A 25,633-nucleotide genomic window follows, 5' to 3' on the forward strand; every position below is an offset into this window, starting at 1 on the left:
TAACATCTGGCTATACCTCAGACTACGGACAACCCCCAACAACTCAATCTTGCAAGGTGAGGACAGGCAGAAGAGTAAAGCGTCCGCGCCAGGGATGGCGCGGCTCGAGCCCCCAGGGATGGGTTTACGGCGTCTTTATGATCTGCCTGTTTTCGCCGCTATGGAGCACTTTGTTATTAATCTCTGACATAACTTCTTAGTTATGCCTTAATTTTAATCGCTATTTAATAAAATAGATCTGCTGGCCAGTAGTGCCCCACGACAAAAATAATCGCCGCCGCAACCACCCCGGCGATGATGTCATCCACCATGATCCCCATGCCACCGTGAACATTACGATCAAACCAGCGAATCGGCCAAGGCTTCCAGATATCAAAAATACGAAATGCCACAAAACCAGCGACTATCCATTGCCAATCATTGACCGGCAATGCCATCAAGGTAATCCACATCCCGACAAATTCATCCCACACGATACTACCGTGGTCATGAACTTGCATATCTTTGGCGGTGCGATGGCAAATATAAACACCAATACAAATGCTAAACATCACCGCGAGAGAGTAGAGTTGCCAAGGCAGCTGAATCAATAACAGCCAAAAAGGAATGGCTGCAATTGATCCCATGGTACCTGGTGCCCACGGCGATAATCCGCTGCCAAAACCCGTAGCTAACAAGTGCCACGGATTAGATAAACGCAGACGACGTTTGGCTTCATCCATGCGTTTTACCTGCTGAGAAATGGTCGAAACCACGCAGATTCATCTCAACCGCCTTACCTTCACGGAAAAATTTAACCCCTTCCGATTGCGGGCCAATCTGACCAATACAAGTGTAGCCGGCCCCGGTATGGCCCAATGCAACTTTCAGCGCCCCACGGTTTATTTCTGGCACGGTAAAGCACAGTTCATAGTCCTCACCGCCACTCAATGCCCAGCGCAGAGCTTGTTCAGCATCTACCTGATTTTTCAGGGCATCAGAATAGGGCAAAGCATCTAACTCAATGCGAGCACCGCAACCACTGGCTTTGAGGATATGTTGTAAGTCAGAAATCAAGCCATCGGAGATATCAATGGCAGAGCTGGCAAGATCGCGCAAAGCCTGCCCCTGTAGGACTCGGGGTTGTGGCCGCAAATGGCGATGAATGAGCGCCGCTCTGTCAGCCTCATCATCAACCCGCAGCTCATTTTGCAAAATTGCCAAACCAGCTGCACTGTCACCCAAGGTACCAGTCACATAGATCCAGTCACCGATCCGAGCACCAGCACGCTTCAATGCTCGTCCTTCAGGGACTAAACCTTGGATGGTTAACGTCAGACTCAATGGCCCACGGGTGGTGTCACCACCAATCAATTGCATGCCATAATAATTAAGCTGATCAAACAAACTATCACTGAATGATTGCAGCCAGTCTTCATTGACATTAGGAAGGGTCAGAGCAAGAGATAACCAGGCAGGATCGGCCCCCATAGCCGCTAAATCGCTAAGGTTTACCGCTAAAGATTTGTATCCGAGATCGGCCGGATCGATATCCGGAAGGAAATGAACACCAGACACCAGCGTATCTGTACTGATGGCCAACAGCTGTTTCTCTGCCACTGTAAGAAGTGCGCAGTCGTCTCCAATACCCAGTTCTACATCCCGGCGATTACTTCTGAACCGGTCAAAGTAGCGGGCAATGAGGTCAAATTCGCCACATGCCATAATACAATTCCAGAAATGTTAACTGATCAATAAATTAAGGCCGGAAACCGGCCCCAATTCAAGTCGTTAATGTAACGAGTTACTTTCGCTTACGTACCGTCGGAGCGACCTTATCCAGCACCCCGTTGACGAACTTATGGCTATCAGCAGCACCGAACGTTTTGGCAAGTTCGATCGCTTCATTGATCGCCACTTTATAAGGGACATCATCACGTTTGCTCAGTTCAAACAGCGCAATACGCAGAACGGCTCTTTCAACCTGACCTAATTCTTCGAGCTGGCGAGAAAGAACAGGCGCCATTAGCGCATCCAGAGATGCTGCGTTAACGGCAACCCCAGACAGCAATTCGCGAAAATAGGCGATGTCTACATCTTTGACATCCTGCTCAGACAGGAACTGTAATTCAACATCAGCGATGTCGTTTTTAGACAACTGCCAAGAGTAGAGCGCTTGAACAGCGCACTCACGAGCGCGGCGACGAGCAGCAGGTTTCACGGAATTCCCCTTAACTTAACTAAATTCAGCCTTTAATAGCTTTGATTACATTAATCATTTCAAGCGCGGTCAGGGCAGCTTCTGCACCTTTATTACCTGCTTTAGTACCGGCACGCTCAATTGCCTGCTCAATACTTTCTGTGGTCAGCACACCGAAAGCTACTGGAATATCGCTGTTCATAGCCACACTTGATAGACCAGAACTCGCTTCACCAGCAACATATTCAAAGTGTGCAGTGCCCCCACGGATAACCGTACCCAGCGCAATCACCGCATCGTAACGATTTGTTTTTGCTAACACATTAGCAACCAGCGGCAATTCATAAGCACCCGGAACCCAAACAACAGTGATGTTGTCATCCGGTACCTGGCCAATGCGCTTCAGGGCATCAATGGCACCTTCCAGCAAGCTGTCGTTGATAAAGTTGTTAAAACGCGCAATTGCAATCGCCACGCGGGCATTAGGAGTAGCAACAACACCTTCGATAACGTTCATAGCTTTCCTCAATATGGGTTCATACCCCGCAGGGGGGCGGATTCTATCATATTCTTTCACGCCCTGCCCCTGCGCATTTGTAAAACACTGGCAAGACTATGATTAGCAGAGGGAATCCCTGCCAGATAATTTCATTAATACTTCGGTTTCAAGCGCAGACGTAAGTCTGGTCCCACCTGACGAACCTCACTGAATACGAATTCAGGGGCATCACTTAGTTGCGTTAACCCAGTCAACTGGCATAACCCACGGGCATCGCTGCCTAACAATTTTGGCGCAATATACAGAATTAGCTCATCAACCACACCCGCCTGCAAAAGCGCGCCCGCAAATTGTGGCCCGGCTTCAACCCAAACAGAATTAATTTGCCGCTTACCTAATTGCATCATTAATAAGACTAAATCCACCCCATTGCCATGACGTGGTAGCAACAATTGCTCGACATTGTTAGGCCATGACTGCTCATCTGCCTCAACTCGAGCTAACCAACACGGGCCGTCTTGCTGTATGACTTTATGCTGTGGCGTCACGCGGTTATGGCTATCGACAATAATTCGAACCGGCTGGCGCAGTGCATCTTGAGGGTACAGCGCCTGGGTTTGTGCATCCAGCTCCTGCCAGCGCACGGTTAGCGCAGGATCATCAGCCAATACGGTGGCACTGGTGCTAAGGATAGCAGAGCTTTGCGCCCGAAAACGCTGCACATCCTGACGCGCTTGTGGCGAGGTAATCCACTGGCTTTCACCCGAGGCCATTGCGGTGCGGCCATCCAGGGATGCAGCCATTTTCAATTGCAGATAAGGAAAGCCAGTGCGCATCCGTTTCAAGAAACCGAGATTAACCGCTTCGGCTTCCGCCAGCATCAAACCGTGGTCAACTTCAACCCCAGCCTGTTTTAATTTATATAACCCGCGCCCGGCAACTTGCGGATTAGGGTCCTGCATCGCGGCTACCACGCGTTTTACACCGGCAGTAAGCAAAGCATCAGCACAGGGTGGCGTACGCCCGTGGTGGCTACATGGCTCAAGGGTAACATAGGCAGTCGCTCCACGCGCTTTCTCACCCGCCATCCGTAAAGCATGCACCTCGGCATGAGGTTCGCCAGCACGCAAATGATAGCCCTCACCGACAATCTCGCCATCGCGCACCAGAACACACCCGACATTAGGGTTCGGTGACGTGGTAAAACGCCCTAGCCACGCCAACTCAAAGGCACGGGCCATATAGAATTCATCGGGCTGCATGGCTTTCCTTACTTTTATGCTGTGGTTATTAGCAGGGTGCTAACGGCTTTGACGACGATGTTGATTAATCCTGCAAGCGAGCAATTTCTTCGCCGAATTCGCGGATATCTTCAAAACTGCGATACACCGAGGCAAAGCGGATATAGGCTACTTTATCCAGACGCTTCAGTGCTTCCATCACCAGATTACCCACCATCTTGGTAGGCACTTCGCGCTCGCCGGTGGCGCGTAACTGAGATTTAATGTGACTGATTGCCGTTTCCACATCATCAGAGCTGACAGGCCGTTTTTCCAATGCTTTCAGCATGCCACGGCGTAATTTTTCCTCATTAAAGGGTTCGCGCACATCATCACTTTTAATCACGCGCGGTAACACCAGTTCAGCCACTTCGAAAGTGGTAAAGCGTTCATTACAATCTAAACACTGGCGGCGACGGCGCACTTGCGAACCATCGCTCACCAGACGGGAGTCAATGACTTTGGTATCCACAGCGGCACAAAACGGGCAATGCATAGCGCTTCCTGATAGGTGAGCTTAAACTTAGCGACAGTTTACCGCGAACTGCTGCGACAACAAAGGGTGGAAACCGCAGTTTATGCTGATTAAGCTATGGCGAGTTTGATTCGGCAAGTTTCGAATCAAGAGACTTTAACCATTCCTTTTGCAGTTCTAACCAAACTTTACGATCCGGCGATAACACATTGAGTGGGTCAAAAGGATATTGGGCTGGTGTGCCCTTAACTAATATCTGAGTTACTAATCCATAGAGCCATTTTGCTCTTACGACACAGCCATAACCCGGTTTTTTTCTTAATTCTGTAATTAGCTCTCTTAATTCTAATAAATTTTTGGTGGACTGCATATTTTCATTTTCTTTACTCTTGAATAAATCAGAAAAAAGTAAAGAAGCTATAGCATTAATCAATCGAGTCCAAAGAGTATCTTGTTTATTGAATAACTTAATCAACATAGAATTGATTAATTGTAAGGCATTAGCGTCTTCCTTACATTGCATAGGTTCTGATTTCTCATGAAAAGTGGGTAACAAATTCAGATTTAAGATTATCTCCTTTTCATAAGGTATCATTAGCATCTCAATTTCACGAACTTGCTCTTTAAGTATGGTCACATCATTAACCGCTGCCATCCTATCTTTTAAGATGATATCTTTGTTCATCATTAAATTAACCCCATGAAATACATTGGATTCAAACAGTCTATTATGCATTGCGACTAAACCACGAGTGATACAATATAAACCCATTAACTTAATTAATTTATCTTGTGTACGGGAAATATTTTCTTTTGCTAAATTTACGCTCTCATAATCCTCACTCCGCATTCTATTTAGCATCTGGACTTTACTTTTATTACACTCATGATAATTTTTATTATTAGAGTCTTCAGGTGAAGCAGCGTCCAGTTTCATACCTTGCTTTAACGCCAATTGATAAATACCTTTTTTCGATTCTAGTAAATCATATCCCTTACAGATATCAGAGTCGTTATTTTGCATGGCTAATTTAACATTCTCCACAAATGATTTATACTTAGTACCTGTACCAATCATTAAATATGAATTCACCTTACTTATAATATCATCTACATCAACTGCTTTCATTACGGCTTCTTTAAGATTATGAAATTCACCTTTTGTTTTTTTGGCAGGAGTGGCTATTACGTTTAAAAAAATATCGGAAAATTCATTTTTCATATGAATGACATATTCAACCTTAGTCGTTAGCTTATTATAAAGATCGCATTCATTATTTACATTCACACCTGATACACTCACATTATTAATCTTCACTATTACCTCCTTTTTTTTAAAATATTTATCACTCCATAAATAATACCAACTATAAAATAGTCCACTATCAATTCAGTCCGATAATTTACAAATAAATTATTTGTATTATGTTCCATCCTTATTAACTTCACTATATGAATATAAATAAAAAATACATTCAGTTATGTAATGTATTTTTTAAAAACACTCAATCAGTTAAATAAAGAATGTGGCAAAAAAGCAGAGTAGAATCTTTCGATGTTGTTCTTTTGTTGCAGAGGAGATATCTGGCTAATGAAACAAAAAGCCCCAACACAGGGTGTCAGGGCTTAGCTTTCGTACTATGGCTTACCCGCTATTAAGGCAGGATTGAAGGCTGATCTGCACCCTCTTTCTCAACTTTCTGCTGCAACATATGCTCGCGTTTCATACCCAGTTTCAACGCCAGCGCAGAGGCCACGTAGATGGATGAAACAGTACCGATGGAAACACCGATCAGCATCGTCAATGAGAAGCCTTGCAGCATCGCACCACCGAAGATAAACAGCATCAATACCACCATCAGCGTGGTTGCAGAGGTCATGATAGTACGGCTCAAGGTCTGAGTCAGAGACACGTTCATGATTTCGTAAGGCGTACCGCGGCGAATCTTGCGGAAGTTCTCACGAATACGGTCTGATACCACGATACTGTCGTTTAGTGAGTAACCGATAACCGACATCAATGAAGCGATGATGGTCAGATCAATCTCAATATGGAACAACGACAAGATCCCCATGGTAATAACCACGTCATGCGCCAAGGCGATAACCGCCCCCAGTGCCAGACGCCATTCAAAACGGAAACCGACATAAACCAGAATACACAGTAACGCGACAATCAACGCCATGCCGCCAGCTTGGGCTAAATCACTGCCCACACTTGGCCCGACGAACTCGATACGTTTTACCGATGCATTCTTATCAACCGACTCATTAATAACAGAGATGACTTTGTTACCCAATTCCTGCCCGGCAGTTCCGGTGGCGGGTGGCATACGTACCATCACATCACGGGTGCTACCAAAGTTTTGCAGAATTGGCGATTCAAAGCCCGCGGCTTCCAATGTGTCACGCAGTTGGTCCAAATCCGCAGGTTTCTCCAGGGAAATTTCAATCACCGTACCACCGGTGAAATCCAGACCCCAGTTAAACCCTTTAGTGGACATCACCACAATGGATGCCACTAACAACAGCAATGAGACGCCGAAAGCAACATAATCCCAGCGCATAAAGTCATAGACTTTACGGCCGTAGTTCAGTTGTTCAACAGTATAATCCTGTGCCACAACGTACTCCTCAAATAGACAGCTTGTTAATGCGCTTGCCGCCGTAAAGCAGGTTGACGATGGCACGAGTACCGACTATTGCGGTGAACATTGACGTTACAACACCGATTGCCGTTGTAATGGCAAAGCCTTTAATCGAACCGGTACCCACAGCATAAAGAATAATCGCTGTGATAAGTGTTGTTACGTTCGCATCGACGATACTTGAGAAGGCACCTTTGTACCCCTCATGAATCGCTTGCTGAATCGTCCGCCCGTTCTTGTACTCTTCTTTTATTCGCTCGTTAATCAGAACGTTAGCATCAACTGCTACCGCCAGGGTCAACACTATCCCGGCAATACCCGGCATGGTTAATGTCGCCCCCGGTAACAGAGACATCACGCCCACGATCAACACCAGGTTCGCCAACAGCGCAGTACTGGCAATCACCCCAAATTTACGGTAGTAAACCACCATAAACAGGATAGAAACCGCCAAGCCCCACAAGCAAGCTTCCAAACCTTGGGTAATATTCTGAGAACCCAAAGTTGGCCCAATAGTGCGTTCTTCGACAATCTGGATAGGTGCAATCAATGCACCAGCACGCAGCAATAGAGAAAGCTGACGAGCTTCAGCCGGATTATCGATACCGGTAATGCGGAAACTGTTACCCAAGCGAGACTGGATGGTCGCGACGTTGATAACTTCTTCCTGCTTAACCAGAACCGCTCGGCCATTAGCATCTTTTTTACCGCTGTCTTTATATTCTACAAACAAAGTCGCCATCGGCTTGCCGATATTGTCTTTGGTAAAATTAGACATAGCAGAACCACCCGCGCTATCGAGCGAGATATTAACCTGAGCCTGGTTATATTCGTCGGTGCTGGAAGTGGAGTCGGTAATATGGTCACCGGTCAGGATAACGCGCTTGTACAAGACAACCGGGCGGCCTTCACGCGTGTTTTTGACTTCAGAATCGCCCGGTACACGACCGGAAGCAGCAACGGAGGCATCAACATTGCTATTGACCAAACGGAATTCCAGAGTTGCAGTTGCACCAAGAATCTCTTTGGCACGTGCAGTATCCTGAATACCCGGCAATTCAACGACAATACGATCTGAACCCTGGCGCTGAACCAACGGCTCGGCCACACCTAATTGGTTAACCCGGTTACGCAGAATAGTAATGTTTTGCTGAACGGCGTATTCGCGCGCTTCCCGCAGACGGTCATCACTCATCACAGCTTTTAAGGTATTGCTGCCATTGGAGCCAATCACCAGATCACGGTGGCGAGGAGAAAGGTAGCTGATAGCGTCATCGCGAGTTTTATCATCGCGGAAACGCACTTCAACACCATAATTATCCAGTTTACGTACCGTCGCATACGGGATATTTTTCTCACGCAAATCACTGCGCAGAGTATCCATCGTTTGCTCTTGTAACTTGCCAAGCGCAGTGTCCATATCCACTTCCATCAAGAAGTGCACACCACCACGCAGGTCAAGACCAAGCTTCATCGGCTCTGCACCCAATTTTGCAAGCCACGAAGGGGTTGCTGGAGCAAGGTTCAGCGCGATTACATATTTGTCCCCCATCGCAGCCATAAGTGCTTCACGAGCGCGCAGCTGGACGTCAGGATCTCTAAAGCGAGCCAGGATTGCACCATTTTCCAGTGCAATAGACTTGCTCGCTATGTTGTCTTTTTCTAAAACGTCACGGACTTGGACCAGCGTTGTTTCACTGGCGGCGATTCCTCGCGCACCAGTGATTTGAACAGCCGGATCCTCACCATAAAGGTTGGGAAGTGCGTATAGCAGACCGACGAAGATCACCACGATCAACATCAGATACTTCCACAAAGGATAACGGTTTAACACGGCAATTCCCTTCGGGAAAATCGAAAATTACAGAGCTTTCATTGTACCTTTCGGTAAAACGGCAGCAACGAAGTCACGTTTGATCATCACTTCAGTGGTGTCGTTCAGTGCGATAACGATATAGCCAGTTTCCGCAACTTTAGTAACACGACCAAGTAAGCCACCAGTGGTCAATACTTCATCACCTTTACCAATAGAATCCATCAGTTTTTTGTGTTCTTTGGCACGTTTTTGCTGTGGACGCAGGATCATGAAGTAAAAAATCAGACCAAATACCACCAGCATAATCACCAGGGAGTACGGGCTGCTCTGAGCCGGAGCCCCAGCGGATGCGACAGCATCAGAAATGAAAAGACTCATTAAAATTCCCTCATTGTTATCAATATCAATAGTGTGAAATCAGTGTGTTAAAATCAGCAACCGCAAAATCCTAACCGTTTAGTCCATAATTGCAAAGGCAATAATTTTAAAATCAATCACTTATTGTGGAGATAGTGGTGGAACAGGCTTTCCTATCCGACCATAGAAATCTTCAACGAAGCTCTCTAATTTACCTTCTTCAATAGCCTGACGTAAACCCGCCATTAAGCGTTGATAGTAACGCAGGTTATGAATGGTATTCAGGCGTGCGCCCAGTATTTCGTTACAACGGTCGAGATGATGCAAGTAGGCGCGGCTATAATTGCGACAAGTGTAGCAATCACAGTGTTCGTCGAGCGTTGCAGTATCACTCTTATGCTTGGCATTACGGATTTTTACCACTCCGTCAGTGACAAACAAATGGCCGTTACGAGCATTACGTGTTGGCATAACGCAGTCAAACATGTCGATGCCACGACGTACACCTTCGACCAAATCCTCAGGTTTCCCAACGCCCATCAAATAGCGTGGTTTATCTGCTGGAATCTGCGGACAGACATGTTCCAAAATACGGTGCATATCTTCTTTTGGCTCACCTACCGCCAAGCCGCCCACAGCGTAACCATCAAAACCGATATCTACCAGCCCTTTTACCGATACATCACGTAAATCTTCGTAAACGCCACCCTGAATAATACCGAACAAAGCATTTTTATTGTTCAATTCATCAAAGCGGTCGCGACTACGTTTGGCCCAACGCAATGACATTTCCATCGAACGTTTCGCATAATCCCAATCAGCTGGATAGGGAGTGCATTCGTCGAAAATCATCACGATATCAGAGCCGAGATCATACTGGATTTCCATCGATTTTTCTGGGCTGAGAAACACTTTATCGCCGTTGATAGGGTTTTGGAATGTCACCCCTTCTTCTTTGATTTTGCGCATCGCCCCCAGACTGAAGACCTGGAAACCGCCTGAGTCAGTCAGGATAGGGCCGTGCCACTGCATAAAATCATGCAAGTCGCCGTGCAGCTTCATAATTTCCTGACCAGGGCGCAACCACAGGTGGAAAGTGTTCCCCAGCAGGATCTGCGCGCCAGTTTCTTTCACTTCTTCCGGCGTCATTCCCTTTACCGTGCCGTAAGTTCCAACCGGCATAAATGCCGGGGTCTCTACGACACCGCGTTCAAATACCAGACGACCACGACGGGCACGCCCATCAGTTTTTTGTAATTCGTACTTCACATAACCTCCAGCATCAGAGAAACAGTCTGGTGCGTGATTAAAAGGAGCGCATGATAGCAACTGACCAACCCGCGACACAAGCCAGACGGCTTAAGTAGCACTTATCGTTATATGCGCAATTCTATAATTTTGTGTGCCACTTGATCGATAATACTTTGTCGTTTTGGTGGATAACATCCACAGCGGGAACAGGCCGATATCTCCATAAAAAGTTATGCTTGAACTATACTTTTCATGAATCTGTGACACTGAAGATATCCACCTGTTCACTACCCTATTCTCATTATTCCTGTTGATAATACGGGGCAATAAATGACAAAAAAACCGAATATCCTATTAGTACACGGCGCATGGGGCGATGGCTCTCACTGGCGTCATGTTATTCCTACGCTACACAACAAAAATTATCCGGTGTACGCAGTGCAAAACCCACTGACATCATTGGCGGATGACGTGGAACGGACAAGAAAGCTGGCCACTTCATTGGAAGGCCCCACTATTTTGGTGGGTCATTCCTATGGGGGTATGGTGATTTCCCAACTTGGTGACTTGCCTCATGTGGTTGGGCTGGTCTTTGTTGCCGCTTTTGCACCGGATAAAGGCGAAAACCTTGGCAGTATTTTCCAACTACGCGCCCCTCCTTCGGGGGCGGCCAATCTTGTTCCAGACTCGGATGGTTTTCTTTGGATTAAGCGAGAAAAATTCCACGAAAGTTTCTGTCACGACTTAGACAAAAACGAAGCCATCATTATGGCTGCCGCGCAAAAGCCTACCTCAGGCCGTTGCTTTGAAGACACCTCGGCAGAACCAGCGTGGAAAACCATACCTAGTTGGTATCAGATTTCCAATCAGGACCATATGATCCCGCCAGAAACTCAGCAGTGGTTTACAGAACGGATGAAACCGAAGAAAACCATTCGTCTGGACTCCAGCCATGCCTCTCTGGCTTCCCATCCCAATGAAATCATTGCGTTGATTGAAGAAGCGGCCAAAGGCCATTAACCAACGTTTACCCCGGAGACAGATAGCGCCTGGCTCCGGGTGTTTCAGGGGGTAATCACATATGCAGATTTAGGGGATATCATCTCCAGAAAAAATCGGCATAAGCTACTGATTATCCGTGCTATTCAGGGATACCATTTCTGTGCTTGCCTGTGGGTTACGGCTGATAAACATGGCATCACCGTAACTGAAGAAGCGATATTGCTCTGCAACCGCCTGCTGGTAAGCATTCATAGTATTTTTATAACCAGCAAAAGCAGAAACCAGCATTATCAATGTCGATTCAGGCAAATGGAAATTGGTTATTAATGCATCAACAACCTGATAGTGATAACCCGGATAAATAAAGATTTTGGTATCACCAAAGAAAGGGGCAATCAGGCCATTATCACTCGCCTTGGCGGCACTTTCCAGTGAACGAACTGATGTGGTACCCACCGCAACGACCCGATTGCCACGGGCCTTACAGGCCAGGACTGCATCAACCACTTCCTGCGGCACTTCTGCATACTCAGAATGCATGATGTGATCTTCAATTGTTTCGACTCGCACTGGCTGGAACGTACCCGCACCGACATGCAAGGTAACAAAAGCCATCTCAATGCCTTTTTCCCGCAAAGCGGCCAACATCGGTTCATCAAAATGTAAACCGGCGGTCGGCGCTGCCACTGCTCCCAGGCGCTGGCTGTATACCGTTTGGTATAGCTCGCGATCGGCATCCTCATCAGGTCGGTCTATATAAGGAGGCAAAGGCATATGGCCGACTGCATCCAAAATAGTGAAAACATCCCGCTCATCGTCAAAACGCAACTCAAATAGTGTGTCATGGCGTGCCAGCATGGTGGCATGGATGCTCTCATCGTCACCCAGCAGCAGCTCAGTACCAGGTTTAGGCGCTTTTGATGCTTTGACATGAGCCAGAACACGGTGATCATCCAAAACGCGCTCGACCAATACTTCAAGCTTGCCGCCGCTGGCTTTGCGGCCAAATAAACGCGCGGGAATAACCCGCGTATTATTGAATACCAGCAAATCGCCAGGCACCAGTTTATCCAGCAAATCAGTAAAAATGCCGTGCGTTAGTGCTCCCGTTGGGCCATCCAGTGACAATAAGCGGCAACCGCTACGCTGGGGCTGAGGGTAATGGGCAATAAGAGATTCTGGCAGCTCAAAAGAAAAATCGGCAACGCGCATGGCTTTCCACTTTATATCAGAACAGACCCAGCCCACAGATATCAGGGGCAGGTTCACAAAAATAGGCGGCTAGTCTAGAACCCTGAAGGGCAGGCTGCAAGAAATAAGGAGAGTTAGCGGCTATTTGCATTATACTCAACGCATGAATTTTCTTGCTCACCTCCATCTTGCAACACTGGCTGATAGCTCTTTATTGGGCAATTTGCTGGCCGATTTTGTGCGCGGTAATCCACAAGGGGAATACTCCCCTGAGATAGTCGCTGGCATCATGATGCATCGCCGCGTTGATGTGATGACTGATACATTGCCATTAGTGAAAGAGGCACGTGGCTATTTCAGTGCAGACTATCGCCGGGTTGCACCTATTACTCTGGATGTATTATGGGATCATTTCCTGTCACGCAACTGGGATAAACTGATGCCTGACTGCTCGCTGCCCGATTTTATCGAGCACGCACAATGCCAAATTTTGCCACATTTACCCCTGACACCGGCTCGCTTTCAGAACCTCAATGCCTATCTGTGGCCAGAGCGTTGGCTGGAACGCTACGCTGAACTACCCTTTATAGCTGATGTGTTACAAGGTATGGCTAACCGACGGCCAAAGCTGGCAGCACTTGCAGGGTCATTTCACGATATAGAGCAACACTATCAGCCATTAGAGCAGTTGTTTTGGGCTTTTTATCCTGCAATGATGGCACAGGCACAAGATAAACAAATTTAGATTAAAACATTCTTTATTGTATGGTTATTGATTCTAAGTTACTTGCGCTTTCTGTAAGAATGGGTATCTTAGCAAGACTAAGAAACAAAAATCGTTGTAACAATAGGTAAAAGCTATCACAGCAATTGGTATTTATCCCTTTATTCATCGCGCTTAAATACCTATGCTGTGCCGATACTTTTAAGACAACTGGTTAATCCATCCCTAATTAACAGGAGTAATTTATGGTTCTGGTAACTCGTCAAGCCCCTGATTTTACAGCAGCTGCTGTTCTTGGTAGCGGCGAAATCGTTGAAAACTTCAACCTGAAAAAACACCTGAACGGCCGCCCTGCTGTCCTGTTCTTCTGGCCAATGGACTTCACTTTCGTTTGTCCTTCAGAGTTGATCGCTTTCGACCACCGTTACGAAGAATTCCAGAAACGTGGCGTTGAAGTTGTTGGTGTTTCTTTTGACTCCGAGTTCGTACACAACGCATGGCGTAAAACCCCGGTCGATAAAGGCGGTATTGGTGAAGTTAAATATCCAATGGTTGCTGATATCAAACGTGAAATTCAGAAAGCCTACGGCATTGAGCACCCAGATGCAGGTGTTGCACTGCGCGGTTCTTTCCTGATCGACAAAAACGGTGTTGTTCGTCACCAAGTGGTTAACGACCTGCCACTGGGCCGTAACATTGACGAAATGCTGCGTATGGTTGACGCACTGCAATTCCACGAAGAACACGGCGACGTTTGCCCTGCTCAGTGGGAAAAAGGTAAAGCAGGTATGGGTGCATCTCCAGATGGCGTAGCTAAATACCTGTCTGAAAACGCCTCTAAACTGTAATAAAAGTTTACACAGCTAACGATTAGATTGTTAGCTATCAAGCCAGTCGGTGCAAACTGACTGGCTTTTTTATTCTGACAATATTTCAACCTGCCCAGCACCGCCCCAGAATCTATTGAAATAGCACTCCTCATTCCCAGCTTATCTCCCTTATTAGTCCCCCTTAATTTTCAGGATGTTGCTTCTATTTATTTTAATTTTCTCTCAAAAAATAGATCGATATGCATGTAAGTGCTTACTCATTTATTCTAAATGTTCAACTTAGTTGCATTCATAAACATTAATTCTGCTATTAATTATTACCATGTGTGTGTTCTGCACATTTCATAAGCAGCACTTCTAAGCTGCCAAACAAAATGACCAGGTAATCCCTGGCGAGCAGGAAACAACAGGAGTCAGAATGTTTTTGAAAAAATGGAATAAACCTTTAACTGTATTGGCTTTACTGGTGAGCGGCACACTTCATGCTGCCTCAACACCCGCAGTAGAAGCAAAAAATGGCATGGTTGTGACATCCCAGCATCTGGCTTCACAGGTTGGGACCGATATTTTAAAAATGGGCGGAAACGCAGTTGATGCAGCGGTTGCTGTGGGTTATGCGCAAGCAGTAGTGAATCCGTGCTGTGGCAATATTGGTGGTGGTGGCTTTATGACCATTCACCTTGCAGATGGAACAGACACATTTATAAACTTCCGTGAAACCGCTCCTGCCGCTGCCAGTGCCGATATGTATCTGGATAAAGAAGGTAAAGTTACTAAAGACGCCAGTTTGTATGGTTATCTGGCGGCTGGTGTTCCTGGCACTGTTTTGGGAATGGACAGTGCACAAAAGAAATACGGCAAATTAACCCGCCAGCAAGTCATGGCTCCGGCGATCAAACTGGCACGGGAAGGCTTTGTGTTAACTCGTGCTGACACGGATATTCTTGACACAACGGTTAAACGTTTCCGCCAAGATCCTGAATCAGCTCGTATTTTCCTACGTAAAAATGGCGAAGCTCTGCAACCGGGCGACCGTCTGATTCAAACTGATCTGTCTGATACTCTGACAGCTATCTCGGAGAAAGGGCCAGATGCTTTCTATCAGGGGAAAATACCGCAATCAGTTGAAGCCGCGGCTAAAAAAGGTGGAGGTATTTTGACCGCTGCTGATTTTGCCAATTATAAAATTACCGAAACCGCCCCTATTACCTGTAGCTACCGTGGCTATAAATTCGTTTCTTCTCCGCCACCTAGCTCCGGCGGCGTAACCTTATGTGAGACGTTGAATGTCCTTGAGGGATATGACCTGAAGAGTATGGGCTTTAACTCTGCCGCTTATATTCATACGCTGACAGAAGCGATGCGCCATGCTTATATGGATCGTAATACGTTCCTCGGTGACCCAGAATTTGTTAAAAACCCGATTGACCGCCTGTTGAGTAAAAGTTATGCCGCTGATATTCGCAAGCAAATCGTCGCCAATAAGGCCACGCCGTCGGTAGAAGTTCAGCCGGGCATGCAGCCGCATGAGAAACCTGAAACAACTCACTATTCTATCGTCGATCATGATGGCAATGCCGTTTCTACTACCTATACGGTGAATGGTCGCTTTGGTGCAGTCGTTATTGCGCCTGGTACCGGCTTTTTCCTGAATGATGAAATGGATGATTTTACCGTCAAAGTCGGTGAGCAAAACCTGTATGGTTTAGTACAGGGAGCAACCAATTCTATCGCCCCCGGTAAGCGCCCACTATCGTCTATGAGCCCGACATTGGTGACCAAAGATGGTAAGACATTTATGGTCTTAGGTTCACCGGGCGGTTCACGAATCATCACCATTACCTTGCAAACCGCATTGAATGTGATTGACCACGGTATGGCACCACAAGAGGCCGTAGATGCACCACGCATCCATCATCAATGGCTGCCCGATGAAGTTTACTACGAGCAACGTGGGGTATCCGCAGACAGCCTTAATCTCCTGAAAACAATGGGATATAAAATGGTTGAGCAGAATCCTTGGGGAGCAGCCGAGTTAATTTTGGTCGGATTAGCGGGTGTTGAGGGTGTCAGCCCTGCCAATTCGGGCAATGATTCTGCCGTCTCAGGGAAAGTGAGAGAGGGTTACTTGTATGGGGCTAATGATGTTCGCCGCCCAGCAGGAGCCGCCATAGGTTACTGATAGTAATGGCTTACTAATGTAGCTCATCCCCCATCAATATATCGATGGGGGTATTCATCTGTTTAGATTACCACGGTAGAGTATGTCCTTGATAATCGATAAAGCCGTGACCGCCCTTACCGGAAGCGTGCTCAATTTGGTCAACCACCCCTTTCACACTGGTCGCAATCGTTAGTGGTGCTGCATCCCCGCCCATATCTGTTTTTACCCAACCTGGGTGAATAGATAACACCGTCAGTGAGGGGTCCGCTACCTCAGCGACCAAATTGCGCGTCATCATATTCAATGCAGCTTTACTGGCTGAATACAAAGGTTTATGGCCTGAAGCATTATGTCCAAGACTCCCCAGTTGTGAAGACATAAAGGCTAATACACTGTGAGTAGGATTACGCTGTGCTAGCAAAAACTGGGCAATACGGATGGGAGAAACCGCATTGGTCTGGAATAATTCGAGAATCTCTTCCGGTTTGGCATCAACCGCGGATTGATGCTCCGGCCCAGAGATACCGGCATTAATAAAAATTAGATCAAACGTTTGGCCCTGTATCTGTGGTAAGAATGTTTTAATACTGTCGGGTTGGTTAATATCCAATGTTAGCCAATGGGCCGCATGTGCAGCGGTATCTTTTGCTACACCGCGCGTGGTCGCGGTGACCGACCAACCACGGCGGTTAAGCTCATCAACCAATCCCAGTCCCAATCCCCGAGAGGCGCCGATTATCAATGCCTGTCTTTTAGCTGTGCTCATCATATTTTCCCTTCGGTGAATTTACCTGACAACTATCTATACCCGTTATATACATAGTATTTCAACCAAAGAAAAAGCGGCACTTAACCGCTTTTAATATCTTGCACTGCGTGACTAACTCTTAAGTTAGCGCTCACTATGGCCAATCACTAAGATTGACCACGCCACAATGTGACACTCTCACCAGACAATTGCAGATTGACGCCTGCATCAGTGAGCTCCAGTTCTGATATCCCTTCTAAACGCTGCCACTGAGCAACATTCAGTAAAGGAGATGCGGGCAAGAAGATATCACTAGCGCGATTGCGCTGGATGGCTACCATCACCCGCTCGCGCTGATAGCTGCGAATAAAGACCAGAGAATCGCCATTGGCATGAATAACCTGGCATCCACCGCGTCGCAGTGCCAAACTTTTGTGCCGTAAAGCTGCCATCCGCTGACACAATTTCAGCAAGTCGCCATCCCACAATGCCTCGTCCCACGGGAAAGGTTTGCGGCAGAAGGGATCATTGCCGCCATCGAGGCCAATCTCATCGCCATAAAATAAGCAGGGCACGCCAATCCAGCTAAATAGCCATATTAAGGCCATTTGCATCCGCGTCTTATCGCCATTCAGCAACGTGATAAAACGGGCTGTATCATGGCTATCCAATTGATTAAATAAACGCAGCTGATGACCATGAGGTAATCCGGCACGATATTCATCCATCCAATAGGCACAATCCTCCGCACTGAGTTTTATTGGATGATAGGCGACATCACAACCCGCCAGGAAGCTGCGTACTGGCAAGGCAAACCCCATATAATTCATAGCCGCATCTTCTACTCCGGCATGGAGCCAATTTCGTGCATCGCCAAAATGCTCACCCAAAATATAGGCCTGAGGATTTTCGTCTTTCGCCGCCTGATAAATACCCGCCAGATGATGCAAATTCCCTTTTGCTCCGCCCTCTTCACCCAGCATATGCACCACATCCAGCCGCCAGCCATCAATACTGTAAGGCGGTTTTAACCAATGGCGCACCACGCTATCTTCGGCGCGATAAATTTGGTTGACCACATCTTCACTCGTGAAATTGAGTTTCGGTAAACTGGCATTGCCCTTCCAATCGAGTGCCCGGCCATCGGGGAAGAAATTAAACCACCCACGATAAGGTGAATCTGGATGATGACAGGCACCGTTTTCCCCCTGCTGATGACGATCAAACCAATGATGGGAATCTCCGGTGTGGTTAAACACACCATCGAGCACCAATTTCATGCCAGCATCACGGGTAGCGCTGCGTAATTGCAAGAAAGCACTTTCGCCACCAAAGTAAGGATCAATCTGATAATAATCTTGTGTATCGTATTTATGTACGCTGGGTGCGGTGAAAATCGGGTTGAGATAAAGTGCAGTCACACCCAACTGTTGTAGATAGGGGAGTTTTTGGCAAATACCAGCCAAATCGCCGCCATAGAATGTCGAGGCAGCATTCACATCATCCAATGGTTGCTGCCATTCACGACGCGATACCGCGCACCCCGCAGCATGATGGGTATAACTACCATCCTTCACACCATGTTCACCCAAACTCGAGGCAAAACGATCAGGGAAAATTTGATAAAAAATCTGATCGGCAACCCAATCAGGGCCACTGTCTGGCAGCTCAATAGCAAACTGAGCCAATTGCGCCGGAGGAACTATCGAAAAACCTAATGGCCCGAACCACAGTTGATCATCATTCCACAGTAACTTGAAGCAATAACGCCGTACTGGCTGACCTTCATGTAATGGCAATGATGTGCGATAACGCCAGAAACCATCGTGCAGTTCACCCTTCATGGTGAGCAGCCACTCTTCATTATCCGGCTCACAGCGTAAGAAAACTTGCGCTGGTAAATTATCCTCCTGCAACCACTCTCCATGTAACCACAGTGTAATATGTAACGCATCGCCCCGTAGACGGACAAAAGGCGCGACCGGTAGATGCCAACCACTCAGCATACAACTCTCCTGCTTTAACCAAAACGATTACTGTTAAGGCTATCTGGTGCAGACATTAACGCCGCGACACATTCACCTGTATAAAATTAAGTCGATAGAAACAATGCCATGTTGCGGAGGAATCCCCATCATCTGTCAGCATAAATATTGAGGATGAGGTCGGGGGCGGAGAGAACTATGAAATGGCTAAATAAAGAGACAAAAAAACCGGGATATCTCCCGGCTTTATATTCAAAATTACTCTGCGACTTTCAGCTCGTTCGCCTTCTTCTTCTGATGATTTACCTTGAAGTAATATCCCACCAGCAATAAAGCTATCCACACTAACCCGACATACAGGGAGACGCGAGTCGTTGGGAACCAACCAATCAGCCCAATGATAAACACCAGGAAAATGATAGCTAGCACGGAAGTAAAGGTGCCGCCACGCAGCGGGAAATCGAGCGTTTTCACTTGATCTTTACTTAACGAGCGGCGGAAACCAATTTGGGAGAATAGGATCATAATCCACACCCAGACGGTCGCAAAAGTCGCGAGTGACGCGATAACCAGGAACACATTTTCCGGCATAATGTAGTTTAGATAAACCGCCGTCAGCATGGCTCCCATCATCACCAATACCGTCACCCACGGCACACCGCGTTTAGAAATCGCTGCAAAGGCTTTTGGCGCATGGCCCTGCTCTGCCATCCCGTTAAGCATACGGCCGACTCCGAACACATCACTGTTAATGGCTGATAATGATGCGGTGATAACCACAAAGTTCAGAATCCCCGCAGCAACAGTAATCCCCATATGCTGGAAGGTCAGCACAAACGGGCTACCGTTAGTGCCCACTTGGTTCCATGGGTAAATAGACATGATGACAAACAGGGTACCGACGTAGAACATCAGGATACGCCACGGCACTGAGTTGATGGCTTTCGGAATAGACTTTTTCGGATCTTCTGCTTCACCGGCAGTAATCCCGATAATCTCAATCCCACCATAAGCAAACATCACCAGTTGCAATGACAGGATCATGCCGACAAAACCGTTACTGAAGAAGCCGCCGTTAGTCCATAAATTATGAATACCGGTCGGCTGCCCACCATTACCAATACCCCAGACAATGATACCAATACCGGCCAGGATCATAACGATGATGGTGGCAACTTTGAAGAATGAGAACCAGAATTCCAGCTCGCCGAACACCTTAACACTCATCATATTGACTGCACCAATGATGAGGACAACACTCAATACCCATATCCAATGCGGCACGTCCGGGAACCAGACCCCCATATAGATACCGAACGCGGTCACATCGGCAATAGCAACAATTAGAATCTCAAAGCAATAAGTCCAGCCGGTGATATAGCCCGCCATTGGCCCAAGGTAATCTTGTGCATAACGAGAAAAAGAGCTGGCCTGTGGGTTATTAACTGACATTTCACCTAAGGCGCGCATGATGATAAATGCCACCACACCACCAATCAGGTACGCCAATAATACGCTTGGCCCCGCCATTCTTATTGCATCAGCCGAACCATAGAATAAGCCGGTACCTATTGCTGACCCCAATGCCATAAAGCGGATATGGCGTGTCGTCAGGCCGCGTTTCAGCTTATTTTTGACTGGTAATTCCATGAACTTTATCCCGTCTTTTTTCAGCAAAAAGCCACGGGGATGAGCCGTGGCTAAAAATACTCGATAACTGTGCAGTTATTGCTTGGCGGCAACGACCTGGCGACAGCACAGGCGATCGTACAACCCTACGACGACGAATACCAGTAGGGATGGTGATAACCATGCCAGACCTTGTTCAGCCAATGGCAGGTGCTGAGTCCATTCCGGCAGATATTGTGCAAAGGTCGAGGCCTTTACCGCATCAAGGATACCGAATAATAAACTGACCAACATGACCGGAGCTACAATACGTGGAGCATGGTGCCACCAGCGCAAAGTGAAACTCATCAACACCAACACAATGCATGGCGGGTAAATTGCCGTCAGCACCGGAATGGAAATCTGAATCAGATGGCTCAGCCCCAAATTCGATACCATCATGGAGAAGATACCGAGGATAAATACCAGTGCACGGTATGACAGCGGCAAATACTGGGCAAAGAATTCAGCACAGGCACAAGTCAGGCCTACCGCAGTCACCATACAGGCGATGAAAATCAATGCAGCCAGGAACACGCTGCCTAAACCACCGAAGGTGTGCTGAACATAGGCATGCAATACCACCGCACCATTTTGCGCATCGGGCACCAAACCACCGCTGCTTGAACCCAACTTAAATAAGCTCAGATAAACCAGCGTCAAACCGATACCGGCAATCAAACCGGCCCAAATGGTATAGCGCGTCAGCAATCCAGCAGAAACCACACCACGTGAACGCGCTGCATTGACGATGACGATACCGAACACCAAAGCACCCAAGGTATCCATGGTCAAATAGCCATTGACAAAACCAGAAGAAAACGCGGCATTCTGATATGCATCAGTGGCCGGAATCAGCGGGCCAGCAGGCCAAATCAAAGCCGCAATACCTAAAATAGCCAGTGCTAAAATTTTCAGTGGCGCCAGAATATGCCCGACCGTGTCGAGCAAACGCCCCGGATACAGGGAAATCCCGATAACCAGTGCAAAGTAGACCACACTATAAATAAACAGCGGCAGTGGGCCATCACCCGTTAAAGGCGCAATACCGACTTCAAAGGAAACTGTCGCAGTGCGCGGGGTGGCAAATAGAGGACCAACGGCCAGATAACAAACAGTTGCCAGTACCAGACCAGCACCGCGACCAATTGGGGTACTCAGAGCATCAATACCGCCGCCCACTCGAGCCAGCGCGATAACAGTAATGACCGGTAATCCAACGGCGGTAATCAGGAAGCCCAAAGCGGCCCACCACACATGTTCACCCGATTGCAAACCAACCATCGGCGGGAAGATGATATTGCCGGCCCCAACGAATAAGGCAAAGGTCATAAAGCCCAATGCCATAATATCTTTAGATGATAAACGATGACTCATAGTGATGTGCGTTGCCTAGTTAAATGATCAAAAGAAAAAGTCCTAAGTTGTGGCTTTCCGACGTGATCGAAACGATACAAAGCTCTGATAAACGCAAACTCCGGCGGTTAATAAGCAATCTATTTCGTCAGTATGCAGTGTTTTTGAAGTTATTTGCAGGTGGAATAGGCCAACAACGGCGGTAAGTAGACCGTTTATAGCGGAGAAAGGCAAGTCGGGATCACAAAAGCAGAGTCTTCATCCATACAATATTTAAAAAGCAGTTAATCATGCCAGATTTCGAGAAATACACATCATATGATTTGTATCATTTATATCCAACCGTTAACAGATTACGGCAGATACACGCTAATAATCCGCCAAATTAATAGGCAAAACCCAACTCTTTTCGAGTGTGATTCAGGATCTCAGGGGGCAAGGGCAAATAGCCGTCATGAGTCACGCGCTTTTGCCCTTCTGGTGACAAAACACGCTCAAGAAAGGCCGCAGTCAACGGCTCCAACGGCTTGCCCGGTGCTTTATTGATATAAATATACAGATAGCGAGATAGGGGGTAGCGGCCATCTTTAACATTCTCAGCCGTTGGCATCACATAATCCTGGTCGTTCGCCGACAAAGACAATGGCTTAACACCACTGTTTCGAAAACCAATGCTGGCGTAACCCATACCATTCAGTGAACCAGCGACAGCTTGCACCACGGAAGCTGACCCAGGCAATTCATTGATATTATTTGAAAAATCACCACCACACAGTACCAATTGTTTGAAAAAGCCATAGGTACCGGAGGCAGAATTTCGGCTATAGCGTTGTATCGAGCGTTCAGCCCAGCGCCCTTTTAGCCCAAGTTCGCCAAAACGTTGGATGCGATGAGATTCCCCGCAGCGACGATTTTGCGAAAATACCGCATCAAGCTGAGATAAGGTGAGTTTATCCAGTGGATTATCCTGATGGACAAAAACCACCAATGCATCCACTGCGACAGGGACAGCAAGTGGTGGATAACCATAACGCTCAGTAAATGCCGTGATTTCAGCCGCTTTCATTGGCCGGCTCATCGGGCCGAGTTGAGCGGCCCCTGCTGCCAGTGCCGCGGGAGCGGTTGAGGAACCTGCCGCCTGTATTTGCAAATTAACGCCGGGGTAATGATGATTGAAATCATCAGCCCATAAAGACATCAAGTTAGCTAAAGTGTCAGAACCGACACTGGAAAGATTACCAGACAGAGTATCTGGCTTTGGCGCATCGACCACTGTGGCAGGCGATACCGCGACAGGGAGTGCCAGGACGCCGCAGCTAAACCCTAGCAGAGCATGCAACAGCGCCAGTTTTCCCCATCTCATCAGTTTGATATCCATACAGTCTTAGGATTTGACTGCATTCTCGGTTAAAACCGTCGGAACAATCAACCGATTCGGTAAGGTAAAGATAAATCTCGTCCCCAGACCGATTTCACTCATCACATCCAAACGCGCATCGTGATGGCTCAAAGCATGCTTCACAATGGCCAACCCCAAGCCACTACCCCCGGTTTGTCGTGAGCGGGCTTTGTCCACCCGATAGAAGCGCTCGGTCAGGCGTGGCACATGTTCAGGGCCAATACCCGGTCCATTGTCACTCACCTGAAATTGTGCCCCTTGAGGTGTTCGCTGCCAGCACACCTCAATTTTGGTGCCATCAGGGGTGTGATTGACTGCATTATAAACCAGATTGGAAACCGCACTGCGCAGTTGATCTTCGTTACCGAATACCTTCAATTGCTCATTAATTCGGAAGGTGATCTCATGACGCCCATTACTCAGCGCTTGCACTTCGTGTTGTAGCATTTTCAGCATGCGCGGAATATCGACCTGCTCATTCATATCCACATTAGGTGCTGCTTCAATTCGCGATAACGTCAATAATTGTTTTACCAGCCCATCCATGCGCTTGGTCTGTTCTTGCATCGTCCCTAGCGCTTTATCTCGTAATGGCCCGACCAACTCTTGGTCGTGCATCATTTCCAGATATCCCTGTAACACCGTCAAGGGAGTGCGCAGTTCGTGGCTCACATTGGCAAAGAAATTGCGCCGCGCCCCTTCCAACTGACGCATTTGGGTAACATCACGAGCCACCATAAGCAATTGCCCTTCTGAATAAGGCATCACACGGAACTCAACGTAATAACCATTATTGAGTTGCAGGGTCAATGGGCGGGAAAATTCTTGTTGTTGCAAATATTGACTGAATTCGGGATAACGCAGCAAGTTGAGAATATGTTGGCCGTTATCCTCCGGCCAACGGAAGCCGAGTAATTGCTGAGCCAAACCATTACACCAGAAAATATTGCCATCAATGGTCGTCATAACCACCGCATCAGGTAAAGACTCAGCACCACTGCGGAAGCGTTTGATAAGTAAAGCCAACTCACGACGCCGGCGGCGATTTCGCAGTTGCATCTGGTACAAGCCGTAAAATAAAGGCTCCCAACTCCAACGCCCTGAAGGTGGCGTCATGCTGCGGTCTAACCACAGCCAGTGTGACAACTTGAGTTGGTTATAGAAATTCCACACCAGCGCCGCAATAACCGAGACTAATAATAGCCAGGGAAGGTACCCGATAAAGGCACCTAACAGTAATGCGGGCAGACAAAAAAGAGCCAGCTCTAAAGCCAGCGTTTTCCATGATAAACGTTCTAACACAACGAATTCTCCGGCACTGAAAACTCAGTAGCGCGTTGAGAAACGGTATCCGGTTCCCCGGACAGTTTGTACCATTCTGTCATGGCCATCAATTTCCAGCGCCTTACGTAGCCGACGAATATGCACGTCAACGGTGCGATCTTCTACATAAACGTTAGTGCCCCAAACATAATTAAGCAACTGTTCACGGCTGTAAACACGCTCCGGGTGAGTCATGAAAAAATGCAATAATTTAAATTCGGTCGGCCCCATATCCAACGCTTGCTCATTGGCCATAACCCGATGCGAGGAGGGATCAAGGCTCAACCCTTGCATTTCAATCACTTCTTCAACCGCCATTGGCGATATCCGGCGCATAACCGCTTTGATACGCGCCACCAGCTCTTTGGGTGAAAAAGGCTTAGTAATATAGTCATCCGCCCCCACTTCCAAACCACGCACTCTGTCTTCTTCTTCGCCACGCGCTGTCAGCATCATCACCGGAATATCTCGGGTCAGAGCTTCACGTTTCATATGCTTAATAAACTGAATCCCCGAGCCGCCAGGTAACATCCAGTCCAACAACACTAAATCAGGGTAAGGCTCGGACAAACGAGTTACGGCACTGTCGTAATCCTCGGCTTCTAACGGTTGGTAGCCATTCTGTTCCAACACAAAGCACACCATCTCACGGATTGGTGCTTCATCTTCAACTACCAGTATGCGTCTTGCCATCATCAACCCTGCCAGTAAGTTAGTGGTCACTATTTGATTTCGGAA

At 47.4% G+C, this 25,633-nt stretch carries 23 protein-coding genes; 4 read left to right on the top strand and 19 right to left on the bottom strand.

Annotated features, from left to right (window positions below; translation table 11 throughout):
• Positions 1-224: 224 nt before the first annotated feature.
• The 11 genes from pgpA to tgt all read right to left on the bottom strand — a co-directional run bounded on the left by pgpA (position 225) and on the right by tgt (position 10,523).
• On the bottom strand, positions 225-722 hold the full coding sequence (pgpA, locus tag QSV56_RS03670) for a phosphatidylglycerophosphatase A (protein ID WP_019081315.1): 498 nt from the start codon (positions 720-722) through the stop codon (positions 225-227).
• Positions 715-1,704, bottom strand: a complete 990-nt coding sequence (gene thiL / locus QSV56_RS03675; protein WP_019081316.1) for a thiamine-phosphate kinase — start codon at positions 1,702-1,704, stop codon at positions 715-717. The genes pgpA and thiL overlap by 8 nt, the downstream gene beginning before the upstream one ends.
• 79 nt (positions 1,705-1,783) lie before the next feature.
• The gene (gene nusB / locus QSV56_RS03680; protein WP_005166503.1) at positions 1,784-2,200 is read right to left on the bottom strand and encodes a transcription antitermination factor NusB; all 417 of its coding nucleotides are present in this window, start codon (positions 2,198-2,200) and stop codon (positions 1,784-1,786) included.
• A 25-nt stretch (positions 2,201-2,225) separates the two neighbouring features.
• A complete protein-coding gene (gene ribE, locus QSV56_RS03685) occupies positions 2,226-2,696 on the bottom strand; it encodes a 6,7-dimethyl-8-ribityllumazine synthase (RefSeq protein ID WP_019081317.1) in 471 nt (156 codons plus the stop codon).
• A gap of 134 nt (positions 2,697-2,830) precedes the next feature.
• Positions 2,831-3,940 carry a bifunctional diaminohydroxyphosphoribosylaminopyrimidine deaminase/5-amino-6-(5-phosphoribosylamino)uracil reductase RibD gene (gene ribD, locus QSV56_RS03690; protein WP_301210777.1) on the bottom strand — a complete coding sequence of 370 codons (1,110 nt, stop codon included), beginning with the start codon at positions 3,938-3,940 and terminating at the stop codon, positions 2,831-2,833.
• A 64-nt stretch (positions 3,941-4,004) separates the two neighbouring features.
• The gene (nrdR, locus tag QSV56_RS03695) at positions 4,005-4,454 is read right to left on the bottom strand and encodes a transcriptional regulator NrdR (protein WP_004716459.1); all 450 of its coding nucleotides are present in this window, start codon (positions 4,452-4,454) and stop codon (positions 4,005-4,007) included.
• Between the two features lie 94 nt (positions 4,455-4,548).
• Entirely contained in the window at positions 4,549-5,751 is a 1,203-nt protein-coding gene (locus QSV56_RS03700) for a hypothetical protein (protein ID WP_050158150.1), read from the bottom strand.
• Between the two features lie 337 nt (positions 5,752-6,088).
• Complete coding sequence (secF, locus tag QSV56_RS03705; RefSeq protein ID WP_013649437.1) at positions 6,089-7,057, bottom strand: protein translocase subunit SecF; 969 nt, start codon at positions 7,055-7,057, stop codon at positions 6,089-6,091.
• A 10-nt stretch (positions 7,058-7,067) separates the two neighbouring features.
• Positions 7,068-8,915, bottom strand: coding sequence for a protein translocase subunit SecD (gene secD, locus QSV56_RS03710; protein WP_011816910.1), 1,848 nt, complete (start codon positions 8,913-8,915; stop codon positions 7,068-7,070).
• Between the two features lie 27 nt (positions 8,916-8,942).
• The gene (yajC, locus tag QSV56_RS03715) at positions 8,943-9,275 is read right to left on the bottom strand and encodes a preprotein translocase subunit YajC (RefSeq protein WP_005166605.1); all 333 of its coding nucleotides are present in this window, start codon (positions 9,273-9,275) and stop codon (positions 8,943-8,945) included.
• Positions 9,276-9,395: 120 nt separating this feature from the next.
• A complete protein-coding gene (gene tgt, locus QSV56_RS03720) occupies positions 9,396-10,523 on the bottom strand; it encodes a tRNA guanosine(34) transglycosylase Tgt (protein ID WP_019081321.1) in 1,128 nt (375 codons plus the stop codon).
• 312 nt (positions 10,524-10,835) lie between these two features.
• On the opposite strand from tgt, the gene QSV56_RS03725 reads away from it, so the two are divergent.
• A complete protein-coding gene (locus tag QSV56_RS03725) occupies positions 10,836-11,525 on the top strand; it encodes an alpha/beta hydrolase (RefSeq protein WP_046051470.1) in 690 nt (229 codons plus the stop codon).
• Between the two features lie 105 nt (positions 11,526-11,630).
• On the opposite strand, the gene queA is transcribed toward QSV56_RS03725, so the two are convergent.
• Positions 11,631-12,719, bottom strand: coding sequence for a tRNA preQ1(34) S-adenosylmethionine ribosyltransferase-isomerase QueA (gene queA, locus QSV56_RS03730; protein WP_019081323.1), 1,089 nt, complete (start codon positions 12,717-12,719; stop codon positions 11,631-11,633).
• A gap of 142 nt (positions 12,720-12,861) precedes the next feature.
• Here queA and QSV56_RS03735 point away from each other — a divergent pair, with 142 nt between their 5' ends.
• The 3 genes from QSV56_RS03735 to ggt all read left to right on the top strand — a co-directional run bounded on the left by QSV56_RS03735 (position 12,862) and on the right by ggt (position 16,434).
• Complete coding sequence (locus QSV56_RS03735; protein WP_019081324.1) at positions 12,862-13,443, top strand: ACP phosphodiesterase; 582 nt, start codon at positions 12,862-12,864, stop codon at positions 13,441-13,443.
• Between the two features lie 224 nt (positions 13,444-13,667).
• On the top strand, positions 13,668-14,270 hold the full coding sequence (locus tag QSV56_RS03740; RefSeq protein ID WP_004707520.1) for a peroxiredoxin C: 603 nt from the start codon (positions 13,668-13,670) through the stop codon (positions 14,268-14,270).
• A gap of 400 nt (positions 14,271-14,670) precedes the next feature.
• Positions 14,671-16,434 carry a gamma-glutamyltransferase gene (ggt, locus tag QSV56_RS03745; protein WP_301210784.1) on the top strand — a complete coding sequence of 588 codons (1,764 nt, stop codon included), beginning with the start codon at positions 14,671-14,673 and terminating at the stop codon, positions 16,432-16,434.
• A gap of 67 nt (positions 16,435-16,501) precedes the next feature.
• On the opposite strand, the gene QSV56_RS03750 is transcribed toward ggt, so the two are convergent.
• The 7 genes from QSV56_RS03750 to phoB form a co-directional block, all read right to left on the bottom strand.
• Entirely contained in the window at positions 16,502-17,182 is a 681-nt protein-coding gene (locus QSV56_RS03750; protein WP_019081326.1) for an SDR family oxidoreductase, read from the bottom strand.
• A gap of 149 nt (positions 17,183-17,331) precedes the next feature.
• Positions 17,332-19,170 carry a maltodextrin glucosidase gene (gene malZ, locus QSV56_RS03755; RefSeq protein ID WP_046051473.1) on the bottom strand — a complete coding sequence of 613 codons (1,839 nt, stop codon included), beginning with the start codon at positions 19,168-19,170 and terminating at the stop codon, positions 17,332-17,334.
• A 237-nt stretch (positions 19,171-19,407) separates the two neighbouring features.
• On the bottom strand, positions 19,408-20,799 hold the full coding sequence (proY, locus tag QSV56_RS03760; protein WP_046695359.1) for a proline-specific permease ProY: 1,392 nt from the start codon (positions 20,797-20,799) through the stop codon (positions 19,408-19,410).
• A gap of 75 nt (positions 20,800-20,874) precedes the next feature.
• Positions 20,875-22,194 carry a branched-chain amino acid transport system II carrier protein gene (gene brnQ / locus QSV56_RS03765; protein WP_005167571.1) on the bottom strand — a complete coding sequence of 440 codons (1,320 nt, stop codon included), beginning with the start codon at positions 22,192-22,194 and terminating at the stop codon, positions 20,875-20,877.
• Positions 22,195-22,558: 364 nt separating this feature from the next.
• Positions 22,559-23,536, bottom strand: a complete 978-nt coding sequence (locus QSV56_RS03770; RefSeq protein WP_046052066.1) for a PstS family phosphate ABC transporter substrate-binding protein — start codon at positions 23,534-23,536, stop codon at positions 22,559-22,561.
• 21 nt (positions 23,537-23,557) lie between these two features.
• Positions 23,558-24,874: a phosphate regulon sensor histidine kinase PhoR gene (gene phoR, locus QSV56_RS03775; RefSeq protein WP_005160583.1), complete on the bottom strand. Its 1,317-nt coding sequence runs from the start codon at positions 24,872-24,874 to the stop codon at positions 23,558-23,560.
• Between the two features lie 24 nt (positions 24,875-24,898).
• Positions 24,899-25,588: a phosphate response regulator transcription factor PhoB gene (gene phoB, locus QSV56_RS03780; RefSeq protein ID WP_026018045.1), complete on the bottom strand. Its 690-nt coding sequence runs from the start codon at positions 25,586-25,588 to the stop codon at positions 24,899-24,901.
• Positions 25,589-25,633: the final 45 nt, after the last annotated feature.

Origin of the sequence: Yersinia sp. 22-579, assembly GCF_030433455.1 — a bacterium.
GTDB lineage: Bacteria > Pseudomonadota > Gammaproteobacteria > Enterobacterales > Enterobacteriaceae > Yersinia > Yersinia enterocolitica.